The organism is Bacillus sp. PAMC28571, from assembly GCF_014250435.1.
In the GTDB taxonomy this organism is placed as follows: Bacteria; Bacillota; Bacilli; order Bacillales; family Bacillaceae; genus Bacillus; species Bacillus safensis.
Map to the genome: position 1 here is coordinate 3,534,463 of NZ_CP060191.1, position 21,647 is coordinate 3,556,109.

Below are 21,647 nucleotides of genomic sequence, written 5' to 3' on the forward strand. Positions count from 1 at the left end.
AGGTGTGCCACCTTGGATAAAAAGGAACTATTTGATACGGTGATTAATTTAGAAGAGCAAATCGGTTCTCTTTATCGCCAGTTAGGTGATTTGAAAAATCATATCGGTGAAGTGATTGAAGAAAATCATCAGCTGCAGATGGAGAATCAGCACTTGCGTGAACGTCTGGATCAGTCCGATCGAGACAAATCGTCTGAGGCAGAGAATGATTCTGCCCAGAAGCCAAGTCATTCTGATATAGGAGAAGGTCATGATAACCTGGCCCGGTTATATCAGGAGGGCTTCCATATTTGTAATGTACATTATGGGAGCATTCGTAAAGAGGGAGACTGTTTGTTCTGTCTGTCATTTTTAAATAAAAAATGAGAAAAGGCTTCCGCTGAATCGGGAGCCTTTTTCACAGGAAAAGAAAGGATACATCATGGTTTCGTTAAGAGAAGATGAACGGTTAGATTACCTGCTCGCCGAAGATATGAAGATTATTCAAAGTAAAACTGTGTTTGCCTTTTCATTGGACGCAGTGTTATTAGCTAAATTTGCGTATGTGCCAATCCAAAAAGGAGAGATCATTGATCTTTGTACCGGAAATGGCATCGTGCCATTGCTGCTTTCAACTCGATCTAGGGCCTCGATTACGGGGGTTGAAATTCAAGAACGACTGTTTGATATGGCAAAAAGAAGTGTGGAGTATAATCAACTTGCGCACCAGATTGAATTGATTCATTGTGATTTGAATGATATGCCGGAACGCTACGGCAACCATAAAGTTGATGTGATTACATGTAACCCGCCATATTTTAAGACACCCTCTAAGGATGAAATCAATGAAAATGAATATTTGGCGATTGCCCGGCATGAAATTCATTGTACATTAGAAGATGTTATTCGTGTTTCTTCCACGCTGCTAAAGCAAGGGGGGAAACTGGCGATGGTTCATCGACCAGGACGGCTGCTTGAGATTGTTGAATTAATGAAAAAATACCGAATTGAGCCGAAACGAATTCAATTTGTTTATCCCAAACAAGGGAAAGAAGCCAATACTATCTTGGTAGAGGGCATAAAAGATGGAAAACCAGATCTGAAAATTCTCCCGCCTCTTTTTGTTTATGGGGAAGATCAGGAGTATACAGATGAAATCAGGACGATACTGTATGGAGAAGCATAATCATTATTTCTATGTATTAAAATGTGCAGATGGCAGCCTGTATGCGGGTTATACAAATGATTTACAAAAAAGACTGATAACCCATAATAGTGGAAAGGGAGCAAAGTATACAAGAGCGAGACGGCCGGTTGAGCTTTTTTATCATGAATGTTTTGCAACCAAAAGAGAAGCCATGCAGCAAGAATATCGTTTCAAAACGTGGACGCGGAAAAAGAAAGATATTTATATAGAAGAAATGCGAATGGAAAAGGAGGCGGCACATGAAAAAGACACAGAAAAGCTTTGATGGTCAATCTGATATGGGCATTCTTTATCTCGTTCCAACCCCGATTGGAAATCTAGAAGATATGACGTTCCGAGCGATACAAACGTTAAAAGATGTAGATTATATTGCCGCAGAAGATACAAGGCAAACGAAAAAGCTTTGTCATGTATACGAGATTGATACACCCTTAACGAGTTATCATGAGCATAACAAAGACAGCAGCGGCCACAAGTTAATCGAATGGCTAAAAGAAGGGAAAAATATCGCACTCGTGAGTGATGCCGGTTTACCGACGATTTCAGATCCAGGGGCTGAAGTGGTTCGAGATTTTACTAGCATCGGAGGCTATGTCATTCCGTTACCTGGCGCAAATGCTGCACTAACGGCACTCATTGCATCAGGAATCGCGCCTCAGCCATTTTTCTTTTACGGTTTTCTCGACCGTCAAAAAAAAGAAAAGAAAAAGCAGCTTGAAGCCTTGAAAAAACGCCAAGAAACGATCATTTTCTATGAAGCGCCTCATCGGTTAAAAGAAACGCTGACTTTGATGAAGGAAGTGTGGGGAAATCGGAACATCGCCATTACGAGAGAACTAACGAAAAAATTCGAAGAGTTTATTCGTGGGGATTTAGAATCTGTGCTGACATGGGCTGCGGAGAATCAAATTCGAGGTGAGTTCTGTCTTGTAGTACAAGGAAATGATCAAGCTGAAGAAGAGCTGAATGAAGAAGCTTGGTGGACGTCCTTATCTGAAAAAGAACATGTGATCCATTACATAGAGGAAGGATTAACGTCGAAGGAAGCCATTAAACGTACAGCTGTCGAACGTGGTGTACCAAAGCGCACGATATACGATGCTTATCATATTGAACAATAAAGAAAGGTTCTTGCAAACGGTGCAAGAACCTTTTTTATATGAACCTTATTTTTGTGATTGAAGTTGGTTTTGGATTTCGTTAATGATTTGCTCTGCACCTTCGCGGCTAAGAACTAATTTACCATTAGCAAGTTTAAGGTTATCGTCTGATACTTCACCTGTTACTTGGCAAGTCATGTTTGGTTTATATTTTTTTAAGATAATTTTTTCATCATCAACATAAATTTCCAAAGCGTCTTTTTCAGCGATTCCTAGCGTACGGCGAAGTTCGATTGGAATCACCACGCGTCCTAATTCGTCAACTTTACGTACAATACCTGTAGATTTCATCTTCATTCTCCTCCCAAAAAGTTCTTATTCTTAAAATAATATTATCTTCGTCATTATTCGACAAATTCCTTACATTCCTAGCATAACAAGGTTTCCATAAATCGTCAATCATTTTGTTTACTATTGTTTGTAAAATATGACTCTTAAAGTCAAAAGACCTTGAAACTACTGCTGTATAAGGATTTTGTAGGCTTTTTCTATGAAAATATAAGAAATGACGAGATCAGATTAACAAGACTTTTGCCCTAAATTAGCCAAATGTAAATCTGGAAATAGATTTCATACGACAATATTCGACAAAATGTCGACGGGTTTGTCGTTTTTTTCGAAAAACTCATCTTTTTCGATCATTTCATCTTGTTCTATGTATATATGCTTGATCTTAAAGGCTAAGATGGTATCATAGAGAAAGCACAAGTGCAAAATTGAATGAATTGATCTGACACATTTTCATGTAATGATGATAACCGCTCTCGTCCATTGGGCGGGAGTTTTTGACATTTACACACACGCAGGAGGTTCCGACATGCCGGAAAAGAAAAAAACGTTTTATCTGACAACACCTATTTACTATCCGAGCGGAAAATTACATATTGGACATGCTTATACGACAGTAGCAGGAGATGCTATGGCTCGTTATAAACGTCTTCAAGGCTATGATGTGATGTATTTAACAGGTACAGATGAGCACGGACAAAAAATTCAGCAAAAAGCTGAAGAACAAAATATCACACCGATCGAGTATTTAGATCCAGTCGTTGAAGACATTAAATCATTATGGAAGAAACTCGACATTTCGAATGATGACTTCATCCGTACAACAGAAAAAAGACATACGAAAATCATTGAGCAAGTCTTCCAAAAGTTGCTTGATCAAGGCGATATTTATTTAGATCAATATGAGGGCTGGTACAGTATTCCTGATGAGACATTCTATACGGAAACACAGCTTGTTGATGTTGAGCGTAATGAGAAAGGGGAAGTCATTGGCGGGAAAAGCCCTGACAGCGGCCACCCTGTTGAATTAATTAAAGAGGAATCATATTTCTTCCGTATGAGTAAGTATGCGGACCGTTTGCTCGATTATTACGAAAAAAATCCATCGTTTATTCAGCCTGAATCAAGAAAGAATGAAATGATTAATAACTTCATTAAACCAGGTTTAGAGGATTTAGCAGTATCAAGAACAACCTTTGATTGGGGAATTAAAGTTCCTAACAATCCAAAACACGTCATTTATGTATGGATTGATGCGTTATTCAACTATTTAACTGCGATTGGCTATGGAACAGATCAAGATGAAAAATATAAAAAATATTGGCCTGCCAACGTACATCTCGTAGGAAAAGAAATTGTACGCTTCCATACAATTTATTGGCCGATTATGCTGATGGCATTAGATCTGCCTCTGCCGAAACAAATTTTCGCACACGGCTGGCTGCTCATGAAAGATGGCAAAATGTCTAAATCAAAAGGGAATGTGGTAGATCCAGTCACATTAATTGATCGTTATGGTCTCGATGCCCTTCGTTATTACCTGCTTCGCGAAGTACCATTTGGTGCAGATGGTGTGTTTACACCAGAAGGATTCGTGGAACGTGTAAACTATGATCTTGCCAATGATTTAGGTAACTTGCTTAATCGTACAGTTGCGATGGTCCAAAAATATTTTGACGGCACATTAAGCAGCTATAAGGGCCCTGTTAATGAGTTTGATGAAGAGCTGAAAGTAGTAGCTGAACAAACAGTCAAAGCCTATGAAGAAGCGATGGAAAATCTTGAATTCTCTGTGGCTCTTTCAAATGTTTGGACATTAATCAGCAGAACCAATAAATATATTGATCAAACAGCTCCATGGGTGCTGGCAAAGGATGAAACAAAACGAAAAGAATTGCATTCTGTTATGTATCATTTAGCAGAATCACTTCGAATCACTGCAGTACTCTTAACGCCGTTCCTAACGAAAACACCTGAGAAAATCTTCTTCCAGCTTGGAATTGAAGAAGAGAAGCTCAAAAGCTGGGATAGTATCCTATCATTTGGTGCGATTCAACAAGCAACGGTACAAAAGGGAGAGCCTTTGTTCCCGCGTTTAGAGGTTGAAGAAGAAGTAGCCTACATTAAAGAAAAAATGCAGGGAAGTGCACCTAAGGTAGAAGAAGAGAAAGTGGAAATCGAAGAAACGGAATTACCTGAGCTGGGAGCAGAAATTGCATTTGATGATTTCTCAAAAGTTGATCTTCGAGTTGCACAGGTATTGGAAGCAGCCCCAGTGAAAAAAGCGGATCGTCTTTTAAAGCTTCAGCTTGATTTTGGATTTGAAAAAAGACAAATCGTCTCTGGGATTGCCAAGCACTATCAACCAGAAGAATTAGTAGGGAAAAAGCTCGTTTGCGTAGCAAATCTTACCCCAGTTAAACTCAGAGGGGAAATTTCCCAGGGAATGATTTTAACTGGAGAAACAGGCGGGAAATTGCAGGTTCTTGAAGTAGATCAAACTCTAGCAAATGGAACAAAAATTTTATAAATCAACAAAGGTGTTCCACGTGTAACATTTCGTCGAACACCTTTTGTTTTTTAGCAGAATTGTCGAAAGGAGCAATCAACCATGTTATTTGATACACATGCCCACTTGAATGCAGAACAATACAATGAAGACTTAGAGCAGGTAATCGAAAGAGCGAAAAGCGAAAAAGTTGAGAAAATCGTGGTGGTAGGGTTTGACCGCCCGACTATTACGAGAGCGATGGAATTAATTGAAGAGTATGATTTCATATATGCAGCTATCGGCTGGCATCCAGTCGATGCTATTGATATGACAGATGAGGATTTGGCTTGGATCAAAGATTTATCTCAACACGAAAAAGTGGTTGCGATTGGAGAAATGGGTCTGGATTACTATTGGGACAAGTCGCCAAAAGATGTGCAAAAGGAAGTCTTTAGACGCCAAATTGCTCTTGCGAAGGAAGTGAAGCTTCCAATCGTTATTCATAATCGTGACGCAACGGAAGATGTCGTGACGATTTTAAAGGAAGAGGGAGCAGCTGAAGTTGGAGGTATTATGCACTGCTTTACTGGCAGTCTGGAAACTGCAAAAGCATGTATGGAGATGAACTTTTATATTTCATTCGGTGGACCCGTGACATTTAAAAATGCCAAAAAGCCAAAGGAAGTTGTAAAGGAGATACCGAGTGACAAACTTTTGATTGAAACAGACTGCCCATACTTAACGCCAGTGCCATTTAGAGGGAAACGTAATGAACCAAGTTATGTCAAATATATCGCAGAACAGATTGCGGAGCTGAGAGAAATCAGCTTTGAAGAGCTTGCTGAATTGACAACAAAAAATGCAAAAAAAGTTTTCCGTATAAACTGACAGTATATGATGTCAATCCTTGTTTAAGCTTGTCCAATTGTGAAACATAACGAAAAAGTTCTACACGTTTGCGCCTCCTCATAGGATAAGTTGTCGATAAGTCTTTCTTCCCTTCCTTCCATAAATCTCCCATAATAGGTTTACAATCGAGCATTTTTGTACAGTGGGTGGAAGGGTTGACAGGTTTTGAGATACTCTATATAATCTCTCCGAGGAGAAGGAGGCGTTTTTCATCGTACAAAAAATGAAAAATCTGTTTTCTGTGAAGCTAGGAAAAGGCAAGGTTTTATTGCTAGTTGTTTGCTTGCTTTTAGCTGGAACTGGAACGGCTTACGGTGCGCATGAGCTCACTAAGCAGTCCATTACCATTTCAATCAATGGTAAAGAGAAGACAATTCGTACACATGAAGAGACAGTAGCTCAGCTGCTTTCAGACCTTGGCATAAGGACCAAGGCGGAGGATCATATCTCTCCAAGTCTAAATACAAAGATTCAAGACAACATGAACATTGTGTATGATGCGGCTATACCGGTTCATCTGACCCTAGACGGGAAAGAGAAAACGATATGGACAACAGATCAGACGGTTGGAGCATTATTGAAGAATGAGAAGATAGATATTGGGAAGCACGATCAAGTAACTCCAGGAAAGAATGACAAGTTAACAAAGGATATGAATCTTGTGGTTCAGCAGGCCTTTCAGGTCAGCTTAAATGATGGAGGAAAAGATAAAAAAGTGTGGACCACTTCGACTACGGTCGCTGACTTTTTAAAGCAACAAGAGCTAAAGCTCAAGAAGCACGATAAGATCAAGCCTGCGTTACATAGTAACCTTTCTAAAAAGAGCGCAGATATAAAGATCACTCGGGTGGAAAAAGTCACCGATGTAGTGGAAGAGAAAATTGCTTTTGATACCAAACATAAAAAGGATCATTCTCTTGAAAAAGGGAAAGAGAAGGTACTTAAAAAAGGTGAAGAAGGTAAATTGAAGAAGCACTATGCCATTGTGAAAGAAAACGGCAAAGTGGTGTCTAAAGAATTGATTAAAGAAGTGACCGAAAAAGATAGTAAGGACCGATTAGTGGCCATTGGTACACAAGTGGCCAAAAAGGAACCTACAGCGTCCCCTGCGGTTTCACGAAGCAATGAATCGTCAGGAAAAGAATTTTATGTGGCGTCAACAGCCTATACAGCGAGCTGTGCTGGATGTACGGGCAGAACGTCTACAGGCTTTAATTTAAAAGCAAATCCGGGTGCAAAGGTCATAGCAGTTGATCCGAGTGTCATTCCGCTGGGCTCAAAAGTGTATGTGGAAGGCTATGGATATGCCGTTGCATCAGACACTGGATCTGCTATAAAAGGGAATAAAATTGATGTGTTCGTCCCAAGTAAGTCGGCAGCTTATCAATGGGGAAATAAACGAGTGAAAATTAGAGTACTCAAATAAACACATCAAATCATTTATATGAACAGAGGGCTTTGCGCACCCTCTGTTTTTTTGGTTATAATAGAAGCACTGTTTTCTAATTAATTAGACGCAAAAGCAGCATGAAAGGTTTCGTTTTTTAAACCAAAAAATGTAGATTGTTTTTGCAAGCGGAGGAATACATGAAAATCAAAGAAATCATTGTGGTGGAGGGTCGTGATGACACTGCCAGAGTGAAGATGGCGGTTGATGCAGATACGATCGAAACAAACGGATCCGCCATTGGCGATACAGTCATTCAACAAGTGCGTCTTGCGCAGGAGACGAGAGGGGTCATTATTTTAACAGATCCTGATTTTCCTGGTGAGAAGATCCGTAAAACCATCGCAGAGGCAGTTCCTGGCTGTAAGCACGCTTTTTTGCCTAAACATCTTGCGAAGGCGAAGCGGGATAAAGGAATTGGTGTCGAGCATGCTTCCTTGGACAGTATTCGGGAATGTCTTGCCCATGTCCATGAAGAAATGGAAGAATCGGAAAGTGACATTACATTAGACGACTTATTTGACGCAGGCCTTATCGGTGGCGAAGCATCGAAACGCCGCCGCGAACGACTAGGAGTGCTTTTAAATATAGGATATACCAATGCGAAGCAGCTGCAAAAGCGCCTTCACATGTTCCAAATAACCAAACATGATTTTATTGCGGCCTTAAAGACCGTCATGCAGGAGGAAGCCGATGAATAAAGATATTGCGACACCCGTCAGAACGAAGGAAATACTGAAGAAGTACGGTTTCTCTTTTAAAAAGAGCTTAGGGCAGAACTTCTTAATTGATACAAATATTTTAGATCGCATTGTCGATCACGCGGAGGTTACAGATGAGACCGGCGTCATTGAAATTGGGCCTGGTATCGGCGCATTGACAGAGCAGCTCGCTAAACGTGCAAAGAAAGTCACCGCTTTTGAAATCGATCAGCGTTTATTGCCTATTTTAAACGATACGCTTTCTCCATATGATAATGTCACGATCATTCATCAAGATGTATTAAAGGCGGATGTGAGAAAGGTCATCGAGGAAAATTTTGCTGACTGTAAAGAAGTGATGGTCGTAGCCAACCTTCCATATTACGTGACAACACCGATTATTATGAAATTGCTTGAAGAAAACCTTCCATTGAAAGGGATTGTGGTCATGCTGCAAAAAGAAGTAGCAGATCGTATGGCAGCTGCCCCTTCATCAAAGGAATATAATTCACTGTCTATTGCAGTTCAATTTTATACGGAAGCAAAAACGGTGATGGTTGTGCCTAAAACGGTTTTTGTTCCTCAGCCAAATGTCGATTCGGCTGTGATTAAGCTGACTGTTCGTGAAACGCCTGCTGTCTCAGTAGAAAATGATGCGTTTTTCTTTCAATTGATCCGAGCGAGCTTTGGCCAGCGCCGGAAAACCTTGATGAATAATTTGATGAATAATCTACCTGATGGAAAAAAACATAAAGCCATCATTGAAGAAGCACTTCAAACAGCAGATATTGATGGAAAGCGCCGCGGAGAATCATTATCTATTGAGGAATTTGCCCGTTTGTCGAATGTTTTACAAAAAGCCCTTTCGTAAGGGCTTTTTTCTTTTGTTTTTCACCACTTCAACTGTTCGGGCATAGGCTAGAAAGAACAGCACATATGAAAGACGATACCAACAGGATATGAGCCTGATTGTGGAGTGAACAGCATGCAATTTCAAATAGGAGATATGGTGACGAGGGCATCCTATCAAATGGATATTATGTTTCGAATCATTCGAATTGATGAGACAGATCAGCACGAAGCCACTGCCATATTGCATGGGAATGAAGTAAGGCTGATTGCTGATGCTAAGATGTCGGATCTCGTCTTAATTCAAAAAGAGGAGCAGCTGACAAGGGAGAAGGACGACGAACGGAAAATTAACGAATCGCTCGACTTACTAAGACAGGATTATCAGCTGCTGCGTGAAAAACAAGAGTATTATACTTCTGGACAATATCAGCATCAGGAGCAGTATTTTCACATGCCTGGAAAGGTCCTTCATTTAGATGGAGATGCTTCATACTTAAAGAAATGCTTAGATGTATATGAACGAATTGGTGTGCCTGTATATGGAGTGCATTGTCATGAGAAGAAAATGCCAAGCGTGATCGATTCGTTACTTGATCAATATCGGCCTGATATTTTGGTCATTACAGGGCATGATGCGTATTCCAAGCAAAAGGGCGGCGTAAATGATATCGGTGCCTATCGCCATTCTCGTCATTTCGTTGAGACGGTTCAAAAAGCAAGAAAGAAAATTCCTCATTTAGATCAGCTTGTGATCTTTGCAGGCGCCTGTCAATCTCATTTCGAATCATTGATCCAAGCAGGTGCCAATTTTGCAAGCTCACCTTCACGTGTGAACATCCATGCGCTCGATCCCGTCTATATCGTTGCGAAGATCAGCTTCACTCCATTTGTAGATCGAATCAACGTGTGGGATGTGCTTCGTAATACATTAACAAGAGAAAAAGGCCTTGGAGGCATCGAGACGAAGGGTGTTTTAAGGGTAGGTATGCCATATAAAAAAGACCATGAATCGACATAACCCGACTGATTTCAGTCTGGTTTTTTTTATGTGTAAAAAGAAATTTCAAACGGATACATAATTCACCGGAATTTGAGAAAAATAGGGAGGAGAAAAGGTAGAAGTTTGTCAAAATTATTTTGTTGACAATGGCTCGTGTTGGTTGATATAATTTAATTTTTATTTGACAAAAATGGGCCGTTGTTGTATAATTATCTCAGTGAGGTGGATGCAATGGCGAAGACTTTGTCCGACATCAAAAGATCGCTTGATGGTAACTTAGGTAAACGTTTGACGTTAAAGGCTAACGGAGGCCGCCGTAAAACAATTGAGCGTTCGGGCATTTTAGCTGAAACGTACCCTTCTGTATTTGTGATTCAATTAGATCAAGATGAGAATTCGTTTGAAAGAGTTTCTTACAGTTATGCAGATATACTGACTGAGACGGTCGAATTAACGTTCGATGATGCCGCTAGCTCAGTCGCCTATTAATGGGCAGTGAACTTCTTGTTTACTGCTTTTTGTTTTGCCTTTTTTTCTGAATGGGAGTCTGTCCATTTTTTGAAAGGGGTAAAAGAAAGGATTCGATACAAAATAAGAAAGCCACAAAAGCAGTGGCACTGATTCGAATTCTCGACTAAAGGGGCTGTTTCGTTTGGGTAGACGCCGAGGCATTATGTCAGATGAGTTCAAATACGAGCTGGCGAAGGATCTTGGATTTTATGATACCGTCAAAAATGGAGGCTGGGGAGAAATTCGTGCGCGTGACGCAGGTAATATGGTCAAACGTGCCATCGAATTAGCTCAGCAGCACATGGCTCAGGAAGAGAATCAACGATAGAAAAATGGTCAGGGATACCTCAGGTGTCTCTGGCTTTTTTTGTTGGAAAAGTCAGTGTGCTGGGCGTAAAAGCCAATATTCATCAGATCCATCAAATGTGATACAATATTGATACTTATGTTTAGATGGAGAAGTAGGTGAAATGTTTGCGTATTTTAGAAAAAGCACCGGCAAAAATTAATCTCTCTCTTGATGTCCATGGAAAAAGACCGGATGGATATCACGAAGTAGAGATGGTGATGACAACAATAGACCTTGCAGATCGACTTGAGCTGACGGAGCTGGATAAAGACGAAATCCGTGTATCATCTCATAATCGATTTGTGCCAGATGATCAGCGTAACTTGGCTTATCAGGCGGCTAAATTACTCAAAACAAGGTTCGGTATTCAAAAAGGAGTATCGATTGTCATCACAAAAGCAATTCCTGTTGCAGCAGGTTTAGCTGGAGGCAGCAGTGATGCTGCAGCAGCGCTTCGCGGTTTAAACCGTTTGTGGAAGTTAAATCTCACGTTAGATGAACTGGCTGAGCTTGGAGCGGAGATCGGCTCAGATGTGTCTTTTTGTGTACACGGAGGCACAGCACTAGCGACAGGACGTGGAGAAAAACTGAAGCATATCGCGACACCGCCGCATTGCTGGGTGATTTTAGCGAAGCCGGTGATTGGGGTATCTACAGCTGAAGTTTATAGACAATATGACGCAAGCAAAGTAGAACACCCAAATGTACAGCGTATGATTGAAGCCATTGAAGCGAAAGATTATAAAGAGATGTGCGGCTCACTCGGTAACGTTCTGGAGTCTGTGACATTAAAGATGTATCCGGAAGTAGATATGATCAAAAGACAGATGAAGCGTTTCGGTGCTGATGCTGTATTAATGAGTGGAAGCGGCCCAACGGTATTTGGCTTGATTCAATATGAATCGAAGGTACAAAGAATATATAACGGACTGAGAGGATTTTGTGATCAAGTATACGCTGTCCGCATGATCGGCGAACAAAATGCCCTTGATTAAATCCGTATATTAAGTTATATTATTCATAAATTATTCGGGTTCTGGGGGTAAGTTCATGAAGTTTCGTCGAAGCGGCAGATTGGTGGACTTAACAAATTATTTGTTAGCCCACCCGCACGTACTAGTACCTTTAACTTTTTTTGCAGAACGTTATCAATCTGCAAAGTCCTCCATTAGTGAAGACTTAACGATTATCAAACAGACCTTCGAACAGCAGGGAATAGGCACATTGCTCACTGTACCTGGCGCTGCTGGCGGAGTGAAATATATTCCAAAAATACACCTAAAAGAAGCAGATGACGTAGTAAACGATATCGGAGAGGCATTATCAACTCCTGAACGTGTACTTCCTGGCGGTTATTTATATTTAACCGATGTTTTAGGCAATCCATCGATTCTTGCGAAAATCGGTAAGCTGTTTGCGACCATCTTTGCGGACCGTGCGATTGATGTCGTCATGACCGTTGCGACAAAAGGTATTCCGATTGCCTATTCTGTTGCGGGTTATTTAAATGTGCCTGTTGTGATCGTTAGAAAAGATAATAAGGTAACCGAAGGATCAACTGTCAGTATTAATTATGCGTCAGGTTCTTCTAACCGAATTCAAACCATGTCCCTTGCAAAGCGAAGCTTAGATAAAGGCTCCAATGTGTTGATCATTGATGACTTTATGAAAGCGGGCGGAACCATTAACGGCATGATGAATTTGCTTGAGGAATTTAATGCAAATGTTGCAGGGATCGGTGTTCTTTTAGAAGATGAAGGCGTAGATGAACGTCTTGTCGATGAATATGTCTCGTTGTTAAAGCTTTCTACCATTGATATGAAGCAAAAAATCATTGAGATCAATGAAGGCAATTTCCACGAGTTTTTTCATTCGAAAGCGTAAGCTTTGATTAAACATGTATTTGAATGGGAGAGATTAATATGACAAAAGTTGTTCAAACCAAACATGCACCAGCAGCCATTGGACCTTACTCTCAAGGAATTATTGTCAATAACATGTTTTACAGCTCAGGGCAAATTCCATTAACCCCAGCTGGAGATTTTGTAAATGGAGATATTAAAGAACAAACACATCAAGTATTCCGTAATCTTGAGGCTGTACTTGAAGCAGCAGGTGCTTCCTTTGAAACAGTCGTGAAAGCAACTGTTTTCATTAAAGATATGGAACAATTCGCTGAAGTGAATGAAGTGTACGGTGAGTATTTCCATACACATAAACCAGCTCGTTCATGCGTGGAAGTGGCAAGACTTCCAAAGGATGCGCTTGTAGAAATAGAAGTAGTTGCATTAGTAAAATAAACAGGCACTCTCAATGAAAGCCGTTTGGTTTCATCATATGCAGGGAAAGACATCATCATGATGTCTTTTTTTATGCTGAGAATGTAAGCGCCGTCACGAATATGACAAATAATGTATAAATATCCCGATATTTCAAAAAAAGTTTAAAAAAAGAGCAGGAGAATCACCACGATCGTTGAATACCTAAGTAATGCTTTTATATTGGGAAAAGGTGGTGAACTACTGTGGAAGTTACTGACGTAAGATTACGCCGCGTGAATACCGATGGTCGCATGAGGGCGATTGCATCCATCACGCTGGACCACGAATTTGTTGTTCATGATATTCGTGTGATTGATGGAAACAATGGGTTGTTTGTAGCAATGCCTAGCAAACGCACGCCTGATGGAGAGTTTCGCGATATTGCACATCCAATTAATTCAAGCACTCGGGGTAAAATCCAAGATGCTGTATTAAATGAATATCATCGCTTAGGCGAAGAGGAAGAAACAATTGAATATGAAGAAGCTGGAGCTTCTTAATCATATGTGAACCTAAAAAGGCGGCTTTAAGAGAAAATGAATGTTTTCTTTTAAATGCTGTCTTTTTTGCGTTCTTTCTCTTGTTTCTTAAGTCTTTCATTTGTTAGAAAATTATTGTACTTCCTTATGTATCCTTGAAATCAGTCTTTATTTAGGATATATTTTTCTATGGATAATAGGGATATTGGAGGCCAATCAATGGATAAGCGGTTCGCAGTGATTTTAGCAGCGGGAAAAGGAACGAGAATGAAGTCAAAGCTATATAAAGTACTTCATCCAGTTTGCGGAAAGCCAATGGTCGAGCATGTGGCAGATGAAGCGTTAAAGCTTTCTTTAGCCAAGCTAGTGACGATTGTCGGTCATGGTGCAGAGGACGTGAAAGAGCAGCTTGGAGACAGAAGTGAGTATGCACTTCAAGAAGAACAGCTGGGAACAGCCCATGCCGTCAAACAAGCAAAGTCGTTCCTCGCGCAGGAAAAGGGAACAACCATTGTCATTTGTGGTGATACGCCATTATTGACAGCGGAAACAATGGAAGCCATGTTAAGCGAGCATCAAAAACATCAAGCGAAAGTCACTATTTTAACAGCACATGCGGATGATCCGACAGGCTATGGCCGTATTATTCGTGACGAAACAGGTGCTGTCGTGAAAATTGTGGAGCATAAAGATGCGAACGATGCAGAGCGTCAAGTGAATGAAATTAATACAGGGACTTATTGCTTTTCAAATGAAGATCTCTTCCGTGTGATTGAGCAAGTGTCGAATGAAAATGCACAGGGTGAATACTACTTGCCAGACGTTATTGAAATTCTAAAAAATGAAGGGCAAACAGTTGCAGCTTATCAAACACCGCATTTTGAAGAAACACTTGGAGTTAATGACCGTATCGCTCTATCACAAGCAGAGCAATTCATGAAGCGACGTATTAATCATCAGCATATGAAGAATGGTGTGACCTTGATTGATCCTGAGAACACGTATATTTCGCCAGATGCTGTCATCGGTGAAGATACAGTTATTTATCCTGGGACGGTCATCAAAGGGAATGTAAAAATCGGTGCAGACGCCACTATTGGGCCAAACACTGAAGTTGTTGACAGCATCATCGGAGATCGAACAGTCATTAAGCAATCTGTCGTCTGCGATAGTGAGGTTGGAGTTGATGTGACAATTGGACCGTTTGCTCATATTCGCCCGTTGTCGAAAATTGGCGATGAAGTAAAAATCGGGAATTTTGTCGAAATCAAGAAAACAGTTTTCGGAGACCGCAGCAAAGCATCTCATCTAAGCTACATTGGAGACGCAGAGGTCGGAACTGATGTAAACCTTGGCTGTGGTTCCATTACAGTCAACTATGATGGGAAAAACAAATTCTTAACGAAGATTGAAGACGGCGCATTTATTGGCTGTAATTCAAATCTAGTTGCACCAGTCACTGTCGGAAAAGGGGCATATGTTGCAGCCGGTTCAACGGTTACAGAAGATGTACCGCAGGATGCATTGTCTATTGCTAGAGCAAGACAAGTCAATAAAGAAGATTATGTGAAAAATATTCATAAAAAATAATCCAAATACCCGGAGGTTTACCATACCATGTCTAATCGTTATGCTGATGCGAATTTAAAGATATTCTCTTTGAATTCAAACCCTGAACTTGCCAAAGAAATTGCCGATCGTATCGGAGTTGATGTAGGAAAGAGCTCTGTTAAACGTTTTAGTGACGGTGAAGTCCAAATCAATATTGAAGAAAGTATCCGCGGCTGTGATTGTTATGTCATTCAATCAACAAGTGCGCCAGTCAATGAGCATATTATGGAACTGCTCATTATGGTGGATGCGCTAAAACGCGCTTCAGCGAAAACTGTCAATATTGTGATCCCTTATTACGGATATGCACGTCAAGATCGTAAGGCAAAACCTCGTGAGCCAATCACTGCGAAGCTTTTTGCGAACTTGCTTGAAACAGCAGGTGCTACACGTGTGATTGCGCTTGATCTTCATGCGCCGCAAATCCAAGGTTTCTTCGATATTCCAATCGATAACTTAATGGCTGTGCCAATCTTAACAAACTATTTCGAACAGAAGAACTTGAATGATATCGTTGTTGTGTCTCCTGACCACGGTGGTGTGACACGTGCGCGTAAAATGGCAGACCGCCTGAAAGCGCCAATCGCAATTATCGACAAACGCCGTCCAAAGCCAAACGTTGCTGAAGTCATGAACATTATTGGTAACATTGAAGGCAAAACGGCGATTCTGATCGATGATATCATTGATACAGCTGGTACTATTACACTTGCAGCAAATGCGCTAGTCGAAAATGGAGCAGCTGAAGTATATGCTTGTTGTACGCACCCAGTATTGTCTGGACCAGCAGTAGAACGTATCACAAACTCTAAAATTAAAGAATTGGTTGTGACAAACAGTATTCAATTAACTGATGACAAGAAAGTTGGAAAATTCATTCCGCTTTCGGTTGGGCCTTTGCTTGCAGAAGCCATCATCCGTGTACATGAAGAAGAATCTGTGAGCTACCTTTTCAGCTAATTTTCTGATTAAAAAAGGCCCTAGGCATCAAGCTTGGGGTCTTTTTGCTATCATCATTCACGGCAAATAGGTTTAAAATGATTCGGTTATGGGTAATTATGAGAGTAGTGACAAAAAAGAAATAGGATGGTGCTGAATATGGCAACTTTAAAAGCAAATAAAAGAACTGATTTCAAACGTTCCACACTGCAAAAAATCCGTCATTCAGGACACGTTCCTGGTGTCATATACGGAAAAAATACAGACAGCCTGGCTGTTTCATTAGACAGCATCGATTTATTAAAGACCTTACGTGATGAAGGGAAGAATACAATTATCACCTTAGATGTGGGTGGTGAAACGAAATCTGTGATGGTGACAGAATTACAAACAGATCCGTTGAAAAACGAGCTTGTCCATGCTGATTTCCAAGTCGTTGACTTACAGCGTGAAATTGAGGCAGATGTGCCAATACAGCTGATTGGCGAGTCTAAAGGGGTAAAAGATGGCGGTGTGCTTCAGCAGCCACTATTTGAACTATCTGTTACAGCGAAACCAAAAGATATCCCGCAGAATATTGAAGCTGATATTACAAACTTAGAAGTCAATGATGTCTTAACAGTTGCTGATCTGCCTGTTCAGTCATCTTATCAAATCAATAACGATCCAGAAGAAGTCGTTGCTTCCATTCTGCCGCCTCAGCAATCAGAGGTTCCTGAGCCGGATAGCGAAGAAGACCCGCAAGAGCCTGAGGCCATTAAAGAAAAGGATGACGATGGAGAATAACTGGTCATTTAAAGACGTAACCCTCCCGCGGTTGCGTCTTTTGTGCTAGAATGAAAGAATTCATACGTTTTTACATGAGGCAATCTGATTGGCTCATTTTTTAGGCGTGTGCTGTGTGACAAAGGAGGTTATTGGTTTCATGATTGCATTCGTTGGATTAGGCAATCCAGGAAAAGAATATGAAAAAACAAGACATAATGTCGGGTTTATGACAATAGATGAATTATCGAAAAAATGGGACATTCCTTTAAATCAATCAAAATTCCACGGACAATTTGGAACTGGGTTTGTTTCGGGGCAAAAGGTTCTACTTGTAAAGCCGCTTACATATATGAACTTATCAGGAGAATGTGTGCGTCCGCTGATGGACTATTACGATATTCCCCTCGAACATTTGAAAGTGATTTATGATGATCTTGATTTGCCAACTGGCCGGATTCGCTTACGTACAAAAGGAAGTGCAGGCGGGCATAATGGAATCAAATCATTGATTCAGCATTTAGGTTCACCTGAATTTGACCGATTCCGTATCGGCATTGGACGTCCTCAAAACGGCATGAAGGTCGTTGATTACGTACTAGGGCGTTTCTCAGAAGAAGAACAGCCTGACATCGCATCAGCCATTCAATCGTCTGTCGAGGCTTGTGAAGCGGCTTTAAAAAAGCCATTTTTAGAAGTGATGAATGATTTTAACAAGAAGGTATAAGAATGATAAGCGAAGCACATACTGATCATAAAATCTCAGCATGGGAGGATCACGTATGGCTTTGCATTATTACTGCCGCCACTGTGGTGTAAAGGTTGGCAGTCTAGATGAATCCGCTGTCCAAAGTGAAGCACTTGGATTTCATCACTTAACAAATGAGGAAAGAAACGATATGATTTCTTATAGGGAAAATGGTGATTTACATGTACAAACCATTTGTGAGGATTGCCAAGAGGCGCTCGAAAGAAATCCTGATTACCATCAGTATCATACTTTTATTCAATAAAAAAGCTTTGGTGTAGATATTAGACCAAAGCGTTTTTCTGTTTTAAACAAACAGGGAGGAGGAGCCAAATGAAAAACATACAATCATTTATCAAACAAAGTGATGATTTTCAGTCCATTTTTAATGGGCTAAAGGAAGGGTTAAAAGAACAGCTGCTTGCCGGACTATCAGGCTCCGTCAGATCTTTATTTACAGCCGCGATATCAGACGAACTGAAGCGGCCAATGTTTATTGTGACTCACAATTTATATCAGGCGCAGAAGGTAACAGATGATCTAGCAAGTGTGATGCCGGATCGCTCGGTCCTTCTTTATCCTGTCAATGAACTCATCGCTTCAGAAATTGCAGTGGCCAGTCCTGAACTGAGAGCACAGCGTTTGGATGTCTTGAATCGACTTGCGAATGGAGAAAACCCCATTATCGTCACTCCCGCTGCTGCGGTGCGCAGGATGCTTCCGCCAGTTGAGCTCTGGAAGGAGAGTCAGGTCCATTTAAAGATCGGTGAAGAAATTGATTTGGAGGCGTTTTCAAAACAGCTCGTACAAATTGGTTATGACCGGACGTCAATGGTTGCTGCGCCCGGAGACTTTAGTGTGCGCGGAGGAATCATCGACATCTATGCGTTAACGGAAGATCATCCAATCCGTATTGAACTGTTTGATACAGAAGTAGACTCGATTCGAACGTTTCATTCAGATACACAGCGTTCATTAGAAACCCTTCAAGAAATCAAAATAGGTCCTGCAAAAGAGTTAATTGTGAGAGGTCCGGAACGAGTGAGAGCCATTGAACAGCTTGATCAAGGGCTGGCGAAGAGCTTAAAGAAATTCAACTCAGATCAGCAAAAAGAACTGCTTCATCAAAATATATCTGCTGATCGCGAGAAGCTGCTAGAAGGCATCGTGACACAGGAAATGACGAAGTACCTGTCCTATTTCTATGAAAAGCCTGCTAGTTTGCTAGATTACACATCGCAGGATACGATTATTATTTTAGATGAAATCAGCAGAATTCAGGAGATGGAAGAACAGCTTGAACAGGAAGAAGCCGATTGGACAATTAGTCTGCTTGAAGAAGGCAATATTCTTCATGATTTATCTCTATCTTTCCCGTTCCAAGAACTGATCAATCAGCAATCGAGATCCATTCTGTACTACTCTTTGTTCCTGAGACATGTCCAGCAGACAAATCCGCAAAATATCGTCAATGTATCTAGTAAGCAAATGCAGAATTTCCACGGACAGATGAATGTGCTGGCGAGTGAAATTGAACGCTATAAAAAACAGCAATACACGGTTGTCTTCTTAGGTGCGGATGAAGAGCGGACAGAAAAGCTGTCGTCTGTTCTGCATGATTATGACATTGAAGCCGCTCTTGCTAAACCGGACGCTGAGCTTGTGAGCGGACAGGTGTATATTTTACAAGGTGAGCTGCAAACAGGCTTTGAACTGCCGTTATCAAAAATTGCTGTGATCACAGAAGGTGAACTCTTCAAGAAACGTGTGAAAAAACAGGCGCGTAAGCAAAAGCTGACCAATGCAGAGCGGATCAAGAGCTATTCAGAGCTTCAAGTCGGCGATTATGTGGTGCACATTAACCACGGGATCGGTAAATATTTAGGAATTGAAACGCTTGAAATCGGCGGCATTCATAAAGATTATTTAAATATTCATTATCAAGGAAGCGACAAGCTTTATGTACCGGTTGAACAAATTGATCAGGTGCAGAAATATGTAGGATCAGAAGGTAAAGAACCAAAGCTGTACAAACTGGGCGGCAGCGATTGGAAACGCGTGAAGAAAAAAGTTGAAACATCTGTACAGGATATCGCAGATGATCTGATTAAGCTGTACGCAGAACGTGAGGCAAGCAAAGGGTATGCCTTCTCGCCTGACCATGAGATGCAGCGCCAGTTTGAATCTGCGTTCCCTTACCAGGAAACAGATGATCAAATCCGTTCGATTCACGAAATTAAACAGGATATGGAGCGGGAGCGTCCAATGGACCGTCTGCTTTGTGGAGATGTGGGTTACGGAAAAACGGAGGTGGCCATTCGAGCGGCCTTCAAAGCCATTGCTGACGGGAAGCAGGTAGCCCTGCTAGTTCCGACAACCATCTTAGCGCAGCAGCATTTTGACACAATCATGGACCGATTCCAAGACTACCCTGTCAAAATTGCGCAGCTGAGCCGTTTCCGTACAAGAAAAGAAACAACTGAAACGTTAAAAGGGCTGAAAAACGGAACGATTGATATGGTCATCGGCACACACCGTCTTCTTTCAAAAGACATCGTCTACAAGGATTTAGGACTGTTAATCATAGATGAGGAACAGCGTTTTGGTGTGACGCATAAAGAGAAAATTAAACAGATGAAAGCCAATATCGACGTACTGACATTAACGGCTACGCCAATTCCCCGTACGCTTCATATGTCCATGCTTGGCGTGCGGGATTTATCGGTTATTGAAACACCGCCTGAAAACCGATTCCCTGTTCAAACCTATGTGGTCGAGTACAATGGAGCTTTAGTCAGAGAAGCGATTGAGCGAGAATTAGCACGCGGCGGTCAAGTGTACTTCCTTTACAACCGTGTTGAGGATATTGAACGAAAAGCAGATGAAATCTCCATGCTAGTCCCAGACGCAAAAGTCAGTTATGCGCACGGGAAAATGAGTGAGAACGAGCTGGAATCAGTGATGATCAATTTCCTTGAAGGTGAATCAGATGTATTGGTCAGTACCACCATCATTGAAACGGGAGTCGATATTCCAAATGTGAACACACTCATCGTCCACGATGCCGATAAAATGGGGCTTTCTCAGCTGTACCAGCTAAGAGGACGAGTCGGGCGTTCGAACCGTGTCGCTTATGCTTATTTCACGTATCGAAAAGATAAAGTTCTTTCTGAAGTTGCGGAGAAAAGACTTCAAGCCATTAAAGAATTCACAGAGCTCGGATCTGGGTTTAAAATTGCGATGCGTGATTTAACAATTCGAGGAGCAGGGAACTTACTTGGTGCTCAGCAGCATGGCTTCATTGATTCGGTTGGATTCGACCTCTATTCTCAAATGCTGAAAGAAGCCATTGAGGAAAGAAGAGGCGATACAACGGCTCAAGATAAGTTCGAGCCAGAAATTGATCTGCAAATTGATGCTTACATCCCAGACACTTATATTTCGGATGGCAAGCAAAAAATTGAAATGTATAAACAGTTCAGAGCAATTGGATCGATTGAAGAGAGAAAAGAGCTTCAGGATGAAATGATTGACCGATTTGGTGAATATCCGCAAGAAGTGGCTGACTTGTTTACGATTGCGACAATGAAGGTGTACGCTGTCCAGGAACGTGTCGAGCTGATCAAGATGGAGAAAGGCATTGTCAGAATGACTCTTGATGAGAAAGCAAGCAGTGAAATCGACGGTCAAAAATTATTTGAGCTCGGCAGTAAATATGGACGTGAAATCGGGTTAGGAATGGAAGGCAGCAAGCTGATTATTTCTGTCCAAACGAAAGGCAAGAAGACCGAGGAATGGCTTGAGGTTGTTCTTAACATGCTTCGAGGCCTTCAAGATGTGAAAAAAGAAACCATTCCATCTTCATAAAATTTTGTTTGTCTCTCGTGTATA

Annotated in this window: 23 protein-coding genes; 22 read left to right on the top strand and 1 reads right to left on the bottom strand. The window is 41.2% G+C overall.

All coding sequences use genetic code 11. From position 1 onward, the window contains the following. Positions 1–12: 12 nt before the first annotated feature. Genes yabA through rsmI form a run of 4 tightly spaced genes read left to right on the top strand, consistent with a single transcriptional unit; the run spans position 13 to position 2,307 of the window. Positions 13–366 (top strand): DNA replication initiation control protein YabA, encoded by a 354-nt coding sequence (gene yabA, locus H7F25_RS17850; RefSeq protein WP_024425629.1) that lies wholly within the window; start codon positions 13–15, stop codon positions 364–366. Between the two features lie 55 nt (positions 367–421). Then, a complete protein-coding gene (locus tag H7F25_RS17855) occupies positions 422–1,165 on the top strand; it encodes a tRNA1(Val) (adenine(37)-N6)-methyltransferase (RefSeq protein ID WP_024425630.1) in 744 nt (247 codons plus the stop codon). Further along, positions 1,152–1,451 (top strand): GIY-YIG nuclease family protein, encoded by a 300-nt coding sequence (locus H7F25_RS17860; RefSeq protein WP_024425631.1) that lies wholly within the window; start codon positions 1,152–1,154, stop codon positions 1,449–1,451. Before H7F25_RS17855 ends, H7F25_RS17860 begins: the two co-directional genes overlap by 14 nt. Then, the gene (gene rsmI / locus H7F25_RS17865) at positions 1,426–2,307 is read left to right on the top strand and encodes a 16S rRNA (cytidine(1402)-2'-O)-methyltransferase (protein ID WP_185854028.1); all 882 of its coding nucleotides are present in this window, start codon (positions 1,426–1,428) and stop codon (positions 2,305–2,307) included. The genes H7F25_RS17860 and rsmI overlap by 26 nt, the downstream gene beginning before the upstream one ends. A 45-nt stretch (positions 2,308–2,352) precedes the next feature. Here the strand turns inward: rsmI and H7F25_RS17870 are convergent, their stop codons facing one another. After that, entirely contained in the window at positions 2,353–2,643 is a 291-nt protein-coding gene (locus H7F25_RS17870) for a transition state genes transcriptional regulator AbrB (RefSeq protein WP_087975202.1), read from the bottom strand. 520 nt (positions 2,644–3,163) lie between these two features. Here H7F25_RS17870 and metG point away from each other — a divergent pair. From metG to mfd, 18 genes are all read left to right on the top strand, one after another. Next, positions 3,164–5,164 (top strand): methionine--tRNA ligase, encoded by a 2,001-nt coding sequence (gene metG / locus H7F25_RS17875; RefSeq protein WP_185854029.1) that lies wholly within the window; start codon positions 3,164–3,166, stop codon positions 5,162–5,164. An 81-nt stretch (positions 5,165–5,245) separates the two neighbouring features. Beyond that, positions 5,246–6,013 carry a TatD family hydrolase gene (locus H7F25_RS17880; RefSeq protein ID WP_024425634.1) on the top strand — a complete coding sequence of 256 codons (768 nt, stop codon included), beginning with the start codon at positions 5,246–5,248 and terminating at the stop codon, positions 6,011–6,013. Between the two features lie 244 nt (positions 6,014–6,257). Continuing rightward, the gene (locus H7F25_RS17885) at positions 6,258–7,460 is read left to right on the top strand and encodes a G5 and 3D domain-containing protein (RefSeq protein ID WP_044334281.1); all 1,203 of its coding nucleotides are present in this window, start codon (positions 6,258–6,260) and stop codon (positions 7,458–7,460) included. 161 nt (positions 7,461–7,621) lie between these two features. Then, positions 7,622–8,182, top strand: coding sequence for a ribonuclease M5 (rnmV, locus tag H7F25_RS17890; protein ID WP_017359323.1), 561 nt, complete (start codon positions 7,622–7,624; stop codon positions 8,180–8,182). Further along, on the top strand, positions 8,175–9,053 hold the full coding sequence (gene rsmA, locus H7F25_RS17895) for a 16S rRNA (adenine(1518)-N(6)/adenine(1519)-N(6))-dimethyltransferase RsmA (RefSeq protein ID WP_034284149.1): 879 nt from the start codon (positions 8,175–8,177) through the stop codon (positions 9,051–9,053). The genes rnmV and rsmA overlap by 8 nt, the downstream gene beginning before the upstream one ends. A 114-nt stretch (positions 9,054–9,167) precedes the next feature. Next, positions 9,168–10,052, top strand: a complete 885-nt coding sequence (yabG, locus tag H7F25_RS17900) for a sporulation peptidase YabG (RefSeq protein WP_024427198.1) — start codon at positions 9,168–9,170, stop codon at positions 10,050–10,052. Positions 10,053–10,265: 213 nt separating this feature from the next. Next, positions 10,266–10,523 carry a biofilm formation stimulator Veg gene (gene veg, locus H7F25_RS17905; RefSeq protein ID WP_024425637.1) on the top strand — a complete coding sequence of 86 codons (258 nt, stop codon included), beginning with the start codon at positions 10,266–10,268 and terminating at the stop codon, positions 10,521–10,523. Positions 10,524–10,686: 163 nt separating this feature from the next. Then, positions 10,687–10,872, top strand: a complete 186-nt coding sequence (locus H7F25_RS17910) for a small, acid-soluble spore protein, alpha/beta type (RefSeq protein ID WP_017366434.1) — start codon at positions 10,687–10,689, stop codon at positions 10,870–10,872. 146 nt (positions 10,873–11,018) lie between these two features. Next, positions 11,019–11,888 (top strand): 4-(cytidine 5'-diphospho)-2-C-methyl-D-erythritol kinase, encoded by an 870-nt coding sequence (gene ispE / locus H7F25_RS17915; protein ID WP_019743558.1) that lies wholly within the window; start codon positions 11,019–11,021, stop codon positions 11,886–11,888. 55 nt (positions 11,889–11,943) lie between these two features. Next, positions 11,944–12,777 carry a pur operon repressor gene (purR, locus tag H7F25_RS17920; RefSeq protein ID WP_024425638.1) on the top strand — a complete coding sequence of 278 codons (834 nt, stop codon included), beginning with the start codon at positions 11,944–11,946 and terminating at the stop codon, positions 12,775–12,777. A 38-nt stretch (positions 12,778–12,815) separates the two neighbouring features. Next, on the top strand, positions 12,816–13,193 hold the full coding sequence (gene ridA / locus H7F25_RS17925) for a 2-iminobutanoate/2-iminopropanoate deaminase (RefSeq protein ID WP_024425639.1): 378 nt from the start codon (positions 12,816–12,818) through the stop codon (positions 13,191–13,193). 224 nt (positions 13,194–13,417) lie between these two features. Then, on the top strand, positions 13,418–13,714 hold the full coding sequence (spoVG, locus tag H7F25_RS17930) for a septation regulator SpoVG (protein WP_008357439.1): 297 nt from the start codon (positions 13,418–13,420) through the stop codon (positions 13,712–13,714). 198 nt (positions 13,715–13,912) lie between these two features. Then, complete coding sequence (gene glmU, locus H7F25_RS17935) at positions 13,913–15,283, top strand: bifunctional UDP-N-acetylglucosamine diphosphorylase/glucosamine-1-phosphate N-acetyltransferase GlmU (RefSeq protein WP_044334294.1); 1,371 nt, start codon at positions 13,913–13,915, stop codon at positions 15,281–15,283. 27 nt (positions 15,284–15,310) lie between these two features. After that, the gene (locus H7F25_RS17940; RefSeq protein WP_024425641.1) at positions 15,311–16,264 is read left to right on the top strand and encodes a ribose-phosphate diphosphokinase; all 954 of its coding nucleotides are present in this window, start codon (positions 15,311–15,313) and stop codon (positions 16,262–16,264) included. Between the two features lie 138 nt (positions 16,265–16,402). Next, complete coding sequence (locus H7F25_RS17945) at positions 16,403–17,029, top strand: 50S ribosomal protein L25/general stress protein Ctc (RefSeq protein ID WP_073203444.1); 627 nt, start codon at positions 16,403–16,405, stop codon at positions 17,027–17,029. Between the two features lie 139 nt (positions 17,030–17,168). Next, positions 17,169–17,735, top strand: a complete 567-nt coding sequence (gene pth / locus H7F25_RS17950; RefSeq protein WP_024425643.1) for an aminoacyl-tRNA hydrolase — start codon at positions 17,169–17,171, stop codon at positions 17,733–17,735. A 55-nt stretch (positions 17,736–17,790) separates the two neighbouring features. After that, positions 17,791–18,021, top strand: a complete 231-nt coding sequence (locus H7F25_RS17955) for an anti-sigma-F factor Fin (RefSeq protein ID WP_003217967.1) — start codon at positions 17,791–17,793, stop codon at positions 18,019–18,021. 68 nt (positions 18,022–18,089) lie between these two features. Continuing rightward, the gene (gene mfd, locus H7F25_RS17960; RefSeq protein WP_133744991.1) at positions 18,090–21,623 is read left to right on the top strand and encodes a transcription-repair coupling factor; all 3,534 of its coding nucleotides are present in this window, start codon (positions 18,090–18,092) and stop codon (positions 21,621–21,623) included. Positions 21,624–21,647 lie beyond the last annotated feature (24 nt).

Coding starts and splice junctions, on each gene's coding strand:
- H7F25_RS17880 (WP_024425634.1), top strand. CDS start 5,246: ATGTTATTTGATACACATGCCCACTTGAATGCAGAACAATACAATGAA.
- H7F25_RS17945 (WP_073203444.1), top strand. CDS start 16,403: ATGGCAACTTTAAAAGCAAATAAAAGAACTGATTTCAAACGTTCCACA.
- H7F25_RS17860 (WP_024425631.1), top strand. CDS start 1,152: ATGGAGAAGCATAATCATTATTTCTATGTATTAAAATGTGCAGATGGC.
- H7F25_RS17885 (WP_044334281.1), top strand. CDS start 6,258: ATGAAAAATCTGTTTTCTGTGAAGCTAGGAAAAGGCAAGGTTTTATTG.
- ridA (WP_024425639.1), top strand. CDS start 12,816: ATGACAAAAGTTGTTCAAACCAAACATGCACCAGCAGCCATTGGACCT.
- H7F25_RS17940 (WP_024425641.1), top strand. CDS start 15,311: ATGTCTAATCGTTATGCTGATGCGAATTTAAAGATATTCTCTTTGAAT.
- glmU (WP_044334294.1), top strand. CDS start 13,913: ATGGATAAGCGGTTCGCAGTGATTTTAGCAGCGGGAAAAGGAACGAGA.
- yabG (WP_024427198.1), top strand. CDS start 9,168: ATGCAATTTCAAATAGGAGATATGGTGACGAGGGCATCCTATCAAATG.
- mfd (WP_133744991.1), top strand. CDS start 18,090: ATGAAAAACATACAATCATTTATCAAACAAAGTGATGATTTTCAGTCC.
- H7F25_RS17855 (WP_024425630.1), top strand. CDS start 422: ATGGTTTCGTTAAGAGAAGATGAACGGTTAGATTACCTGCTCGCCGAA.
- purR (WP_024425638.1), top strand. CDS start 11,944: ATGAAGTTTCGTCGAAGCGGCAGATTGGTGGACTTAACAAATTATTTG.
- H7F25_RS17870 (WP_087975202.1), bottom strand. CDS start 2,643: ATGAAGATGAAATCTACAGGTATTGTACGTAAAGTTGACGAATTAGGA.
- rsmI (WP_185854028.1), top strand. CDS start 1,426: ATGAAAAAGACACAGAAAAGCTTTGATGGTCAATCTGATATGGGCATT.
- veg (WP_024425637.1), top strand. CDS start 10,266: ATGGCGAAGACTTTGTCCGACATCAAAAGATCGCTTGATGGTAACTTA.
- rsmA (WP_034284149.1), top strand. CDS start 8,175: ATGAATAAAGATATTGCGACACCCGTCAGAACGAAGGAAATACTGAAG.
- pth (WP_024425643.1), top strand. CDS start 17,169: ATGATTGCATTCGTTGGATTAGGCAATCCAGGAAAAGAATATGAAAAA.
- metG (WP_185854029.1), top strand. CDS start 3,164: ATGCCGGAAAAGAAAAAAACGTTTTATCTGACAACACCTATTTACTAT.
- rnmV (WP_017359323.1), top strand. CDS start 7,622: ATGAAAATCAAAGAAATCATTGTGGTGGAGGGTCGTGATGACACTGCC.
- H7F25_RS17955 (WP_003217967.1), top strand. CDS start 17,791: ATGGCTTTGCATTATTACTGCCGCCACTGTGGTGTAAAGGTTGGCAGT.